The sequence below is a fragment of the Sphingobium sp. genome (assembly GCA_023266575.1).
GTDB lineage: Bacteria > Pseudomonadota > Alphaproteobacteria > Sphingomonadales > Sphingomonadaceae > Sphingobium.
Genome location: JAHFPV010000002.1, coordinates 410,288 through 424,198 on the forward strand (window position 1 = coordinate 410,288; position 13,911 = coordinate 424,198).

At 63.8% G+C, this 13,911-nt stretch carries 12 protein-coding genes; 10 read left to right on the forward strand and 2 right to left on the reverse strand.

The features are described from left to right. Positions 1–112: 112 nt before the first annotated feature. Both Q0D44_RS04480 and Q0D44_RS04485 read right to left on the reverse strand, forming a co-directional pair. The gene (locus Q0D44_RS04480) at positions 113–2,647 is read right to left on the reverse strand and encodes a transglycosylase domain-containing protein (protein WP_294132988.1); all 2,535 of its coding nucleotides are present in this window, start codon (positions 2,645–2,647) and stop codon (positions 113–115) included. Positions 2,648–2,908: 261 nt separating this feature from the next. Further along, the gene (locus tag Q0D44_RS04485) at positions 2,909–4,189 is read right to left on the reverse strand and encodes an N-acetylmuramoyl-L-alanine amidase (protein WP_294132990.1); all 1,281 of its coding nucleotides are present in this window, start codon (positions 4,187–4,189) and stop codon (positions 2,909–2,911) included. Between the two features lie 519 nt (positions 4,190–4,708). Here Q0D44_RS04485 and Q0D44_RS04490 point away from each other — a divergent pair. The 10 genes from Q0D44_RS04490 (at position 4,709) to Q0D44_RS04535 (ending at position 13,911) form a co-directional block, all read left to right on the forward strand. Beyond that, positions 4,709–7,429, forward strand: a complete 2,721-nt coding sequence (locus Q0D44_RS04490; RefSeq protein WP_294132993.1) for a ribonuclease E/G — start codon at positions 4,709–4,711, stop codon at positions 7,427–7,429. Positions 7,430–7,557: 128 nt separating this feature from the next. Next, a complete protein-coding gene (locus tag Q0D44_RS04495; protein WP_294132996.1) occupies positions 7,558–8,907 on the forward strand; it encodes a M48 family metalloprotease in 1,350 nt (449 codons plus the stop codon). A 1-nt stretch (position 8,908) separates the two neighbouring features. Continuing rightward, positions 8,909–9,676 carry a DsbA family protein gene (locus tag Q0D44_RS04500; protein ID WP_294133000.1) on the forward strand — a complete coding sequence of 256 codons (768 nt, stop codon included), beginning with the start codon at positions 8,909–8,911 and terminating at the stop codon, positions 9,674–9,676. Between the two features lie 234 nt (positions 9,677–9,910). Then, on the forward strand, positions 9,911–10,045 hold the full coding sequence (gene rpmH, locus Q0D44_RS04505) for a 50S ribosomal protein L34 (RefSeq protein WP_006959075.1): 135 nt from the start codon (positions 9,911–9,913) through the stop codon (positions 10,043–10,045). A gap of 32 nt (positions 10,046–10,077) precedes the next feature. Continuing rightward, positions 10,078–10,461 (forward strand): ribonuclease P protein component, encoded by a 384-nt coding sequence (rnpA, locus tag Q0D44_RS04510; RefSeq protein WP_294133003.1) that lies wholly within the window; start codon positions 10,078–10,080, stop codon positions 10,459–10,461. Beyond that, the gene (gene yidD / locus Q0D44_RS04515; protein ID WP_006959078.1) at positions 10,458–10,670 is read left to right on the forward strand and encodes a membrane protein insertion efficiency factor YidD; all 213 of its coding nucleotides are present in this window, start codon (positions 10,458–10,460) and stop codon (positions 10,668–10,670) included. The genes rnpA and yidD overlap by 4 nt, the downstream gene beginning before the upstream one ends. Positions 10,671–10,700: 30 nt before the next feature. Next, positions 10,701–12,404, forward strand: a complete 1,704-nt coding sequence (yidC, locus tag Q0D44_RS04520) for a membrane protein insertase YidC (protein ID WP_294133008.1) — start codon at positions 10,701–10,703, stop codon at positions 12,402–12,404. A 95-nt stretch (positions 12,405–12,499) separates the two neighbouring features. Then, the gene (gene yihA, locus Q0D44_RS04525) at positions 12,500–13,147 is read left to right on the forward strand and encodes a ribosome biogenesis GTP-binding protein YihA/YsxC (protein WP_294133011.1); all 648 of its coding nucleotides are present in this window, start codon (positions 12,500–12,502) and stop codon (positions 13,145–13,147) included. A 60-nt stretch (positions 13,148–13,207) separates the two neighbouring features. Continuing rightward, positions 13,208–13,510 carry an alkylphosphonate utilization protein gene (locus Q0D44_RS04530; RefSeq protein WP_294133210.1) on the forward strand — a complete coding sequence of 101 codons (303 nt, stop codon included), beginning with the start codon at positions 13,208–13,210 and terminating at the stop codon, positions 13,508–13,510. Then, entirely contained in the window at positions 13,507–13,911 is a 405-nt protein-coding gene (locus Q0D44_RS04535; RefSeq protein ID WP_294133014.1) for a DoxX family protein, read from the forward strand. Before Q0D44_RS04530 ends, Q0D44_RS04535 begins: the two co-directional genes overlap by 4 nt.

Here is a 13,911-nt window from a genome sequence, read left to right on the forward strand (position 1 = left end):
GAGCCACTTGTCTCGCTTCAATGTCGAAGGGCCGTCCTTTCTTGCGTAAATCGCTTTTCGTCAAGAAGAACAGGGCTTCGACAGGCTCAGCCCGAACGGTGTTGGGGTGATTTCAATAAATCCCGCCCTGATCGGACAGGAAGTCGCTGTCGGTGCGCGCTCTGGTACGGGCGGCGGCGCGGGTGGCGGCGACCTTGGCCAGCTCCTCCGCCTCTTCCTTGCGTATGGTGCGGCGGGGTTCGGATTCGGGTTTGAAGGCTTCCCAGATGACCGCGGCCTTGGGTTCGCTGGTCGGCCAGGCGCCATAGACCCGCTTGCCCGAACGCCGGTCGATCGCAACCATCCGGATGCCCGCAGGGGCGACGAAGGGCGTCTTTGGCATGGTTTCCAATATGGGGGCCATCGCCGCTTTCCAGATCGGCGCGGCGATGCGGCCGCCCTGCGCCCAGCCGCCAAGGCTGCGCGGCTGGTCGTAACCGATATAGACGCCCGCGACGAGATCGGGCGATCCGCCGACGAACCAGACATTGGTCGGGCCGTTGGTGGTGCCGGTCTTGCCGAACAGCGGGCGGTTAAGGTCGGCCAGTACCGTGGCGGTGCCGCGCTGGACCACGCCTTCGGTGATGTGGACGACCTGATAGGCGGTCATCGGGTTCATCACCTGCTTGCCTTCAAAACCGAAGCGCGGCATCGGCTTGCCGTCCCAATTGGCCGCGTTGCAGCCTTCGCAGGCGCGCCAGCGTTCGGGCCAGATCACCTTGCCGCGCCGGTCCTGCACATAATCCATCACCCGTGAGGGAAATTGCCGCCCCTGATTGGCGAGCGTCGCATAGGCGTTGACCATGCGTTCGACCGTAGTTTCACCCGCACCCAGCGCGAAGGAGAGATAGGGCTGATAATCGCCGATACCCATGCCCTTTATGGTGCGGACGACCCGTTCCATGCCGGTCTGGCTGGCGGCGCGCACGGTCATCAGGTTACGCGATTGTTCGACGCCCCAGCGCATCGTCTGCGGCCCGGCGCTGCCGCCGGAAAAGTTGCGAAAGCATTTCTGGCCAAGGCCCGCGCCCTGATAGACGCACAAGGGACCATCGACGATGATCGAGGCCGGGGTCATGCCGCCATCGAGCGCGGCAGCATAGACGAACGGCTTGATGGTAGAGCCGGGCTGGCGCAGCGCCTGGGTTGCGCGGTTGTAGCTGGAGAGGCGCGAATCAAAGCCGCCCTGCATCGCGCGGATGCGGCCCGAATGGACTTCCTCCACCACCATGCCGCCCGATACTTCGGGGATGGAGCGCAGCGCCCAGCTTCCCCCGTTGCGCGCGACGACGATCAGGTCGCCGGGCTTCATCGCGGAGAAGGCAGGACCGCCGGTCTTGCGATAGGGGGTCTGCGCGGCGCTGGCGGGGAGCGTGCCGGTGCTGCCGTCGGAAAAGCCAAGTTGGGCGTCAGTCGATGTGCGGCTGACGACCACAGCGACGCGCCATTGTGCATAATCGACGTCGATATAGCTGGCAGCCAGTTCCCGCTCCCAACCATTGTCGATATTGAGATGGCCGACCGGGCCGGACCAGCCGCGCCCGGCGTCAAAGCGCAGCAGACCGCCGCGCAGGGCGTTCTGGGTACTTTCCTGCACCACCGGATCATAGGGGCTGCGCACCCACAGGCCACCGGCATAGATGCTGTTGGGACCATCGCTCGCCTTTTCCCCGAACAGGGCGATCAGGCGGCGGCGCACCTCTTCCATATAATAGCCGCCCGCGCGCGCATCGAAGCCGGAGCCGTGCATCGCGACGGTGCCAAGCGGCTGCGCCATCGCCGCGTCGCGCTGGGCGGGCGTGATCCAGTTGCTCTTGACCATTTCGCCGAGCGCCCAGTTACGCCGGTCGATCGCGCGGGCATGGCCGGTCGGGCTTTCGGGGCGGTAATTGGCCGGACCCTTGGGCAGGATCGAGAGATAGGCCATTTCGTGGAGCTTGAGGTCGGCGACATCTTTGTCGAAATAGGCGCGCGCGGCGGCCTGCACGCCATAGGCGTTACGACCCAGAAATATCTGGTTGAGATAGAGTTCGAGGATCTGCTGCTTGGTCAGCACATTTTCCATGCGCCAGGCCAGGATCATCTCCTTCACCTTGCGCGTGGGCGAATATTCATCGCCGATCAGCAGATTCTTGGCCACTTGCTGGGTGATGGTGGAGCCGCCACGCGCGCGCTGGCCGGAGCCGAGCTTGCTGGCATAGTCGACCACGGCGCCGGCAAAACCGGGGAAATCGACGCCATGATGGTCAAAGAACGTCTTGTCCTCCGCCGCCAGATAGGCGTGGATCAACAGCGTCGGATAATCGCTATATTGCAGCTGGACACGCCGTTCGCGAGCATAGCTGTGGACGGGCTGGCCATTGATATCGCGCACGATGGTGGGCAGCGGCGGCTCATATTCCAGCAAGGTCGCCGCGTCGGGCAGGCCGCGCGCGAAGATCAGCCAGAAGAGCGCGCAAAAGAGCAGGAAGCCGCCCAGCAGGATTGCCGCCCAGCGGAACAGGCGGCGCTGCCAGAGCGGGCGCAGACGATCCAGCACGCCCCCTGCGTCGCGGCGCAGGCGATAGGCGAAGGACGATGCGGGCGGATTGGAACGAGCCTCTTCCATGACGGATCAGGCTCTAAGGTCAAATTGCGACTAAGGCCAGTGCCGTGATCAACGAACGGTCGATCGTGGCGTCATGGCTGGGTCGCGCCTCACCTCCCACCGTTCGCCCTGAGCCTGTCGAAGCCTGTCCAGAGCGCCTGCCGCAGGCGGGCAGTCGAAGGGGGCTGTACTTCCTGCGAAGAGAGAAGAAGGACAAGGCTTCGACAGGCTCAGCCCGAACGGGGTCGAGGGTGAATGAATATCTCCTAGTGGCGGTAGCAATCAGCCCCCTGCCGCACCCCCATGCATCGCCAGCTTGCGGGCGAAGTGGACTTCTACCGCGCGGGCGACGCCGCGGGCGATTTTCTGCTGGCCTTCGCGCGAGGCGAGGAAGGCGGCGTCGTCGGCATTGCTGATATAGCCGGTCTCGAACAGGACCGAGGGCGTGTCGGGTGCCTTCAACACCATCAGCGATGCGAAGCGGTGATAGGCGCTGCGGAACGGGACATAGGGCGATGCTTCGCGCTGGAGCAGGCGGGCGAAACTGGCCGAGATGTTCATCGATTCGCGCTGGGTCAGGTCGATGAGGATCGAGGAGACGTCGCCCGACTGGCCACCAAGGTTCACGCCATTGATGATGTCGGCCTTGTTTTCGCGCGCGGCTAGCCGGGCCGCTTCGCGGTCGGACGCGGTTTCGGACAAGGTGTAGACGGTCGCGCCATGGGCTTCGGCATTTTCCGCCGCGTCGGCATGGACCGAGATGAACAGGTCCGCGCCCAGCTTGCGGGCGATGCCATAGCGTTCCTGCAACACGAGATATTTGTCATCGTCGCGGGTCAGCGCCACGCGGACGCGGCCGGACTTGACCAGTTGATCGCGGATCGCCTGGGCAATGGCCAGCGTCACATCCTTTTCGCGCTTGCCATTTTCCTTGTTGATCGCGCCCGGATCATGGCCGCCATGGCCAGCATCGATCACGATCAGCGGGCGGGCGCCGTCGCGCGCGCCTTCGACGGGCGGCAGCGCGACGCCGCGCGCCATGGACGGGATCGGCACGGTGATGGAATGGAGCCGCTTTTGCGGCCGGGCGCTCATATTGGCGGGCGCGTCGAAATTGGTGCGGCCCCGGCCCACCGCGGTGCGAAACGCGCTGTCGGTTGCGCCCTTGAGCAGGAAACTCAGCGATTTGCCGTCGGGCGCAATCTGCGCGTCGCCCAGCGTCGCGGGGCTGGAAAGGTCGAGGACGACGCGGGCCGTGCCTTCGCGCAACTGACCCTGACGCACGGCGGCGATCGCGCCATTGCCGGGGGCAAACTGGCCGCGCCCCACCTGCGCGCCGCTAATGTCGAGCGCGATCCGGCGTGGCGTGTCAAGCAGGAAGGCGGACGCGCCATCGACCCGATCATCGAAGCGGACGATGACGCGATCATCGCGCACGTCGACGGCATAGATGCCACCGGCGCTGCCGGGCGCTGCCATCGTCAGGGTGCTTGCAAGGGCAAGGCTCTGCAACATGCGCCGTTTGTGCATCGCATCGATGCGGGCCGTCCAGCCAAATGTCATGCGCTTATCCGTTCAGCGTCCCCACGCTAAACTCCGGATTAAGCACAGCCTGTTGTGGCTCCGTAAAATGAGAGGGTTAATATGATTTTCAGCAAGACGGGGGATAAGAGCGATGCTGGAAATACTGGCGGCATAATATTTCAGGCAGCCGTTGCCCCGTGGGTCTTTGACTGCTACCCATTCACATTCCCGCAAGACTTGCCTGTTTCATGGCGGCGATGCGGGGCATCAAGAGAGGCATCGGCGCGCACTCTGCGCGCCAAAGGATGCCAGTAACAGGTTGACGCTGCATGAGGCATGAATTCCATTCCACGCTTGCCCCGGTAACGGGCGATGCGGCGTGGATGGTCCGGCCCGGCGATTTGTCCGGCCCTGCCAACGCAGCAGACACGCAACATTTCCTTCAAACCTGGACGACGCCGCAACCTGCGCCCCTTTCGGCGCGCGCGTGGTCGTCCCTTCACTATCGCGTGGCGGCGCGGCCTTGTGCCGCAGCCCGTCCACGCCGGAGACTATTACATGACAATGCGTATGCTGATCGATGCGCGCCACCGGGAAGAAACCCGTGTCGCGGTCGTCAAGGGTAACCGGATCGAGGAATTTGACTTCGAGTCCGCTGAGCACAAGCAGCTCAAGGGCAATATCTATCTGGCCAAGGTAACGCGGGTCGAACCCTCGTTGCAGGCCGCCTTCGTTGACTATGGCGGCAACCGCCACGGCTTCCTCGCTTTCAGCGAAATCCATCCCGACTATTATCAGATCCCGCGTGAGGACCGTGAAGCGCTGTTGCGCGAAGAACGCGCCCATGCCGAGGAAGAGGCCGCGCTGCGCGCCGATTTCGACGATGAGGATGACGAGGACGGCGAAGGCAGCGTCGAGACCGTCGAGGCGACCCATCATCATGATGATGAGGACGGCCATGACGAGCAGGATGGCGGCGAACCGGCAGAAGGCGGCGAGACCGAAGGCAATGGCGGACGCGGCAATGGCCGCGGGCGTGGCCGTGGCCGGGGTGGCGATGATGCCGCCGACGAACTGCGCCGCAAGCGGATGGCGCTGCGCCGTCGTTACAAGATCCAGGATGTCATCAAGCGCCGCCAGGTGCTGCTGGTCCAGGTCGTCAAGGAAGAACGCGGCAACAAGGGCGCGGCGCTGACCAGCTACTTGTCGCTGGCCGGTCGTTACTGCGTATTGATGCCCAACACGTCGCACGGCGGCGGCATTTCGCGCAAGATCAGCAATGCGGCGGACCGCAAGCGGTTGAAGTCGATCATCGCCGACATGGCGCTGCCTTCATCGATGGGCTGCATCGTACGCACCGCTGGGCTTCAGCGCACCAAGGTCGAGATCAAGCGCGACTTCGACTATCTCGCCCGGCTGTGGGACGAGATTCGCGAAAATACGATGAAGTCTGCCGCGCCTGCGCTGATCCACAATGACAGCGACCTCATCAAGCGGGCGATCCGCGATATCTACAATAAGGATATCGAGGAAGTCATCGTCGAGGGCGAGCATGGCTATAAGGCCGCCAAGGACTTTATGCGCCTGCTGATGCCCAGCCATGCGCGCAAGGTGAAGGGCTATGCCGACGCGGTGTCGCTGTTCCAGCGCGCGGGGGTCGAGGATCAGCTGGCCGCCATGTACAACCCGGTGGTGCAGCTCAAATCAGGTGGCTATCTGGTCATCAACCCAACCGAAGCCTTGGTGTCGATCGACATCAACTCCGGCCGCTCGACCCGCGAACATGGCATCGAGCAGACCGCGGTTGCGACCAATCTGGAAGCCGCGCGCGAGATTGCACGCCAGTTGCGCCTGCGCGACATGGCGGGCCTTGTCGTCATCGACTTTATCGACATGGAGGTGAACTCCAACATCCGCAAGGTCGAGAAGGCGATGAAGGACGCGCTGAAGGACGATCGCGCGCGCATCCAGGTCGGCCGGATTTCGGGCTTTGGCCTGATGGAAATGAGCCGCCAGCGCCTGCGCACGGGCGTGCTGGAAGCATCGACCCGCCAATGCCCGCATTGCGAAGGCACGGGTCTGGTCCGCACCGCGTCGTCGGCCGGCCTGTCCGCACTGCGGATGCTGGAAGAGGAAGCGGCGCGGGGTCGCGGCAACGTCATCACGCTGCGCGCCAGCCAGGAAGCGGCCTTCTATGTCCTCAACAACAAGCGTCGCGAACTGGACGAAATTGAGCAGCGCTACGGCGTCAGCATCGTCGTCCTGCCCGATGGCGAGGTTGAAGGCGCGCGCATGTCGGTCGAACCGAGCGGCCCGCGCCCCGAACGGGTCGTGACCTACGCCCCGATGGATCAGGATGACGACGATCTCGACCTGATCGAGGAGGAAGAGGAAGAAGAAGAGGCGCTGGCCGAGGACGAGGAAGAGGTCGTTGCCGAGCGTGAGCCGCGCGGCGACCGCGCCGAACAGGGCGACCGGGGCGAAGATCGCGATGGCAATCGCCGTCGCCGTCGCCGTCGTCGCCGTCGTGGCGGCCAGCGCGACGACAATCGCGTCGAGGGTGAAGCCGGGGAAGAAGGCGAAGCTGGTGCCGAAGCGACGGATGCCGAAGAAGGCACGGCGGAGGACAGCGAAGGCGAGGCCGAAGTCACTGCAACCACCGCCGAAACCGAGGAAGAGGGCGCTGCCCGTCGTCGTGGCCGTCGGGGTCGCCGTGGCGGTCGTCGTCGTCGCGAAGGTGGTGAAAATGCTGCCGAAGCGGGTGCAGAAACCGTGGATGCCGAATCGGTTACCGAGGATGCGCCCGTGGTCGAGGACGCCACTGTTGAGGAGGCTCCCGCCGAGGAAGCCCCCAAGACCCGCCGTCGTCCCCGCGCCCGCAAGCCCAAGGCCGACAGCGCGCCGGTGACCGAAGCGATCGCCGAGGAAGCGCCGGTTGAGGTCGCAGTCGAAGCCCCTGCCGAGATCGTGACCGAGGCCGCACCCGCCAAGCCCCGCCGTGGTCGTCGCACCAAGGCGCAGATCGAGGCTGATGCTGCTGCGCCGGAAGCCGTGGTCGAAGCGCCGGTAGCAGAAGAAGCGCCTGCCAAGCCGAAGCGCACCCGGCGCAAGAAGGCTGACATCGCGGTGGAAGCAGAAGCGGCACCTGCCGTCGAAGCCCCTGCTGTGGCTGAGGAAGCGCCTGCTGCCGAGACAGTGGCAGCGGAAAACGAAGCCGAAGGCGTGAATGAAGATGGCTCGCCGCGTCGCGGCTGGTGGCAGCGTACCTTCGGTCAATAAAGACCGGCTCGCTCGCTGATGAAAAAACGCCGCTGCTCGTCCGGTCCTATCCGGTGCGCAGCGGCGTTTTTCGTTCGGGCCGACGCTTCACCGGCTGTTCATGGCCTGCATGGCAGTGGCGGCGCGTGATGGTTCGACTGTTCCGATGGCTTGCCCTGCTGCTGGGTGCGTTCATGCTGATGGCGCGCCCGGCGCTGGCGCAGAGCATCTTGCGCGATGCGGAGACCGAAGCCTTCATGGCCGACATGTCCGCGCCTTTGGTCAAGGCGGCGGGTATGGACCCGCGCAATGTTGAAGTGCTGGTCATCAACGATCCCGAAATCAACGCCTTCGTCGCGGGCGGCCAATATGTGTGGGTGCATAGCGGGCTGATCGCGCAGGCCGACAATGTGAACCAGCTGCAGGGCGTGGTGGCGCATGAACTGGGGCATATCGAGGGTGGCCATATCGTCCGCTTTGGCGAGGGGATTCGTGAGGCGACCGGCGTCACGCTGCTGAGTCTGGTACTGGGTGCCGCCGCCATCGCGGCGGGCGGCGCAGAAGCGGGCATGGGCATTATGGGGCTGGGCCAGCAGGCCGCGATGACCAAATTCCTGGCCTTTTCGCGCGGGCAGGAAAGCTCCGCCGATCTGGCGGGGGCGCGCTATCTGAGCGCAGCGGGCGTCAGTGGCCGGGGCAGCCTGGAGTTTTTCAAGAAGCTGCAAAATCAGGAATATCGCCTCGCGATCCCGCAGGACAATAGTTATGGCCGCACCCATCCGCTGTCGGGCGAACGCATCAATGTGCTGCGCGAGGTCTATACGGTCGACCCGGCGTGGGAAAAGCCGGTCGATCGGGGGCTGGAGCAGCGGTTCGAGCGGATCAAGGCCAAGCTGGTCGGCTTCGTGTCCGAACCGACGCAAACTTTGCAGAAACATCCCGAAAGCGACCAGTCGATCCCGGCCCATTATGCCAGAGCCTATGCCTGGCACAAAAGCGCCTATCCGCAACGCGCGCTCTATGAAGCGGACGCGCTGCTGACGGCGGCGCCGGACGACCCCTATTTTCTGGAGCTGAAAGGCCAGATATTGCTGGAAAGCGGCCGTCCCAAGGACGCGGTTGCGCCGCTGCGCGAGGCGGTGCGGCTGACCAACCAGCCGCTGATTTCGGTGCTGCTGGCCCATGCGCTGATCGCGACCGAAGATGAGGCGAATTTTGCCGAGGCCGAGCAGGTGTTGCGGCTGGCGGTGGCGCGCGATCGGGAAAATCCCTTCGCCTGGTATCAGCTGGGCGTCGTCTATGAACGGCGCGGCGACACAACCCGCGCGGCGCTGGCGACGGCCGAACGCTATGCCATGATCGGCGAACATCCGATGGCGCTGCGCAGCGCCGACGCGGCGATGCAGGGGCTGAAACCGGGTACGATTGACTATCTGCGGGCGCAGGATATCGCCATGGTATCGCGCGCGGCGATCGAGCAGCAGCGGAAGAAACGATAAGATGACGCAGCAAAACCGGCCGACATTCCGCGCGGCCCTTTCCAACAGGATGATCCAGATGACCCTTGGCGCTTTCGCCTTTATCGCGGCGGCCGCCGGGACCGCATTGGCCGTGCAGGCTCCCGCTGGCGTGACTGCCACGGACAAAAGCGCGATCGAGAAAATCGTCCACGACTATATCCTTGAGCATCCCGAGATCATCCCGCAGGCAATCGAGAAATTGCAGGCGAAGCGGATGTCGGGGACGATTTCCGACAATCGCGCGGCGCTGGAAAGACCCTATGCCGGGGCGTGGGAAGGCACGGCCAATGCCGACGTCACCGTGGTTGAATTTTTCGACTATGCCTGCGGCTATTGCCGCGCATCGCTGCCCGATCTTGCGAAGCTGGTAGGGTCGGATACCAAGGTGAAGGTCGTGTATCGCGAACTGCCGATCCTGTCGGAAGAAAGCAGCGACGCGGCCAAAGTATCGCTGCTGGCGGCCGAGCGGGGCCAATATATGGCCTATCACAAGGCGCTCTATGGCGCGGGCAAGGTGACGCGCGACACCATCGTCGCAGCAGCGGCGAAGGCGGGCATCAGCAAGCCTGACGCGGAAGCCGCGATCACATCGAGCAAATATGACGCAGAAATCCAGTCCAACATCGCGCTTGCCCAGAAATTGCAGGCAAGCGGCACGCCGACCTTCGTGATTGGCGACCAGGTGCTGAACGGCGCGGTCGGCTTCGACGCGCTAAAGAGCGGCGTCGCGGCGGCGCGGGGGAAGTAGGAAAGCCTGGTGTTTCTGCGCGGGCAGGAACCCAGTTCCGCCCGCGCGGTCATGCGGCAAGGCCGGACTGGGCTCCTGCCTTCGCAGGAGCACGAACTGCATGATGCAGGCGCATCCTGCCATTGACTTCCCCCCCCCATTTGCCTATCGGACGCCCCCTGAACATGCGGCCGCTGCTTTGGCGGCCCTTTTTTGTCACGCCCGATTCTCTAGTTGTTTTTTGAGGAATGAACGATGAAGCGCACTTTTCAGCCGAGCAATCTGGTTCGGAAGCGCCGTCACGGTTATCGCGCCCGCATGGCGACCCCCGGCGGCCGCAACATCATCCGCGCCCGTCGTGCGCGCGGCCGCAAGAGCCTGAGCGCCTGATCGAAGGGCCGCCTTCGGCTGCGCCTGCCATCATGGGCAAGCGGGCCGATTTCCTGGCGGCCAATCGCGGCAAGCGCGCACCCATGCCGGGATTCGTCCTGCTGGTGCGCGAACGCGACGATGGCGATCCGGCGATGCGCTTTGGCATCACGGTCACGAAAAAGATTGGCGGCGCCGTCATCCGTAACCGGATGAAGCGCCGCTTTCGCGTTCTCGCACGCGAATTGCTGCCGCTGCATGGCTATGCCGGTGCCGATCATGTGCTGATTGGCCGCGACGGTGGCAAGGAACGCGATTTCGCCCTGCTGCGCACCGAACTGGAAAAGGCGCTGCGCAAGATTGCGCGCGCCCAGCCTGGCGACGCGCCGCCGCGCAACGGGCTGCGTGCCGGTCATGGCCGGGGCAAGGGCAAATGATTGCCCGCATCCTGATCCTGATCGCGCGCTTCTGGCAGATCGGCCCTTCGCGCATCCTGCCCCCTTCCTGCCGTTATGCCCCATCCTGTTCGGAATATGCGATCCAGGCCGTGCGCAAATATGGCGCGATCAAGGGTAGCTGGCTGGCGGGTAAGCGGCTAATGCGATGCCACCCATGGGGCGGTTCGGGCTATGACCCGGTCCCCTGACACAGATATAAGACGGCGGAGCCGAACAACGTGGACGACAAGAAGAATATTATTCTGGCGGTGCTGCTGACCGCGGCGATCCTGTTCGGCTGGCCCTATGTTTCGACCTATTTCTTCCCGGCGGCCAATCCGCCCGCAACGAAGATAGAGGGTGGCAAGACGACAGCGGTCGCCAACCCCGCAGCGGACCCCGCCGCCGACAGTGTAACCGCGATTCGCGACCGCGCGCTGGTGCTGAAGGAAAGCCCGCGCATCCCCATTCGCACGCCCAAGCTGGACGGGTCGATCAACCTGAAGGGCGCGCGCATCGATGACATCGTGCTGCCGACCTATAGCGAGACGATCGCCAAGGATTCGCCTGCGGTGCGCCTCTATTCGCCTGCCGGTACGCAGGACGCCTATTTCGCCGGTTTCGGCTGGCAGGGCGAAGGGCTGAAAACGCCGGGCAAGGACACAGTCTGGACCGCGCAGGGCCGCGAACTGACCCCGACGAGTCCCGTCACGCTCAGCTGGAATAATGGCGCTGGCCAGACGTTCGAGATTCGCCTGAGCGTCGATGAAAATTACATGATCTCCGCCGCGCAAAAAGTGTCCAACAGCGGCACCGGCGCGGTAGGCGTGAAGCCCTATGGCTATATCAGCCGCAGCAGCATCCCCAAGGACCCCGATACCTGGACCATCCATATCGGCCCGATGGGCGTGTTCAACAATGCGGCCAATTATGATGTGAACTACAAGGATCTGGACGAAGGTCCGTCCACCCGCGATTTCCAGTCCAAGGGCGGCTGGATCGGCTTTACCGACAAATATTGGTTGTCGGCGCTGGTGCCGGGCAAGGACGCCGATGTCGCGGCGCAGTTCCGTAAAGGTGCTGGCACCCAATATCAGGCCGATGTCGCCCTCGATTCGACGATGCTGGCGCCGGGCAAAGCGGTGACGCAATCGTTGCGGCTGTTCGTCGGCGCCAAGGAGGTCAAGACGCTCCAGGCCTATGAACGCGACGGCGTCAAGCTGTTCGACCGCGCGATCGACTGGGGCTGGTTCTACTGGTTCGAGCAGCCGATCTTCGCACTGCTGCACTGGCTGTTCGAGACGCTGGGCAATTTCGGCGTGGCGATCATCTGCCTGACCTTCGTGGTGCGTGGCCTGATGTTCCCGGTCGCCCAGCGCCAGTTCGCCAGCATGGCGGCGATGCGCGCGGTGCAGCCCAAGATGAAGGCGCTGCAGGAGAAGTATAAGGACGACAAGCCCAAGCTCCAGCAGGAGATGATGGCGCTGTACAAGACGGAGAAGGTCAATCCGCTGGCCGGGTGCCTGCCCATCTTCATCCAGATCCCGATCTTCTTCGCGCTCTACAAGGTGCTGATGCTGACGATCGAAATGCGGCACCAGCCCTTCATCCTGTGGATCAAGGATCTGTCCGCGCCGGACCCGCTGCATATCCTGAACCTGTTTGGCCTGCTGCCCTTCACCCCGCCATCCTTCCTGGCGATCGGCGTGCTGGCGGTGCTGCTGGGCATTTCGATGTGGTTGCAGTTCAAGCTGAACCCCGCGCAGATGGACCCGATGCAGCAGCAGATTTTCTCGATCATGCCGTGGATGATGATGTTCATCATGGCGCCGTTCGCGGCGGGCCTGCTGGTCTACTGGATCACCAACAACTGCCTGTCGATGGCGCAGCAATGGTGGCTGTATCGCAAGCATCCCGTGCTGAACGCGGCGGTCGCGAAGTAGGCACTTTAATGCCGTTCGGGCTGAGCTTGTCGAAGCCCTGCTCTTCTTGAAGAGAAGAACGGCCCTTCGACAGGCTCAGGGCGAACGGATTTTATATGATCGACCAAGACAATACCGACCTGACCGAAGAAGCGCGCAAGGTTTTTTCCGGGCCGATCACCTTCCTCAAATCCGCGCCGACGCTGGAATTTCTGCCCGACATGGCAGTGAACGAGGTCGCCTTTGCGGGCCGGTCCAATGTCGGCAAATCATCGCTGCTCAACGCGCTGACCAATCGCAACAATCTGGCCCGCACGTCGAACACGCCGGGGCGGACGCAGGAGCTGAACTTCTTTGAGGTGGGTGAGCCGCTGCGCTTCCGCCTGGTCGACATGCCCGGCTATGGCTATGCGAAGGCACCCAAGGATGTGGTGCGCAAATGGAAGTTCCTGGTGAACGATTATCTGCGCGGCCGCGCGGCATTGAAGCGGGCGCTGGTGCTGATCGACAGCCGCCACGGCATCAAGGAGGTCGATACCGACATGCTGGACATGCTGGACGGCGCGGCGGTGAGCTATCGCATCATCCTGACCAAGGCGGACAAGATCAAGGCGAGCGAACTGGCGGCAGTGACGCAAGCGACCGCCGACGCGATTCGCAAGCGCCCCGCCGCCCATCCCGACATCATCGCTACGTCCGCCGAAAAGGGCATGGGCCTGCCCGAACTGCGCGCGGCGGTGCTGGAAGCGGTGACGATCGGCTGATCGCTGGCGCTTGGCGGCCCCAGCGCCTATGGACTGCGCAACGAACAGGAGCGCATGACCATGGCCGACGACGATTATGTCTATGACGAAGCGACCGGCGAATGGATCAGCGCCGCCGATGCGATGCAGGCCGACAGTGAGCCGAACAGTGTCGAAGTGCGCGATTCGGTGGGCAATGTGCTGGCCGATGGCGATCAGGTGACGTTGATCAAGGATCTGACGGTCAAGGGCGCGGGCCAGACGCTGAAGCGGGGCACGCTGATCAAGTCGATCCGGCTGACCGGGGATGCGCAGGAAATCGACTGCAAGTTTGACGGGATCAAGGGGCTGGTGCTGCGCGCCGAATTTGTGCGCAAGCGGTGAACGAAAGCCGCGCCCGCAGGATCGCGCGGTGGGTGCTGGCGCTGGCCTATCTGGTCGCGGGGGTCGCGCATTTACGGTCGCCCGGCGGCTTCATCGCCATCACGCCGGGCTGGGTGCCCTACCCTGCGACGGTGATTTTCCTGACCGGTCTGGCCGAGATTGCGGGTGCGGTCGGGTTGATGGTGCCGCGTCTGCGCCAGGCGGCAGGCATTGGTCTGGCACTCTATGCGCTGTGCGTGTGGCCCGCCAATATCAACCATGCTGTCCATAATATAGCGATTGGCGGCGTGCATCTGGGCTGGGCCTATCATGGCCCGCGCCTGGCGTTGCAGCCGGTCATCATCTGGTGGGCGCTGTGGGCGGCCCATGTCATCGACTGGCCCTTTGCCCGGCGCGATTAG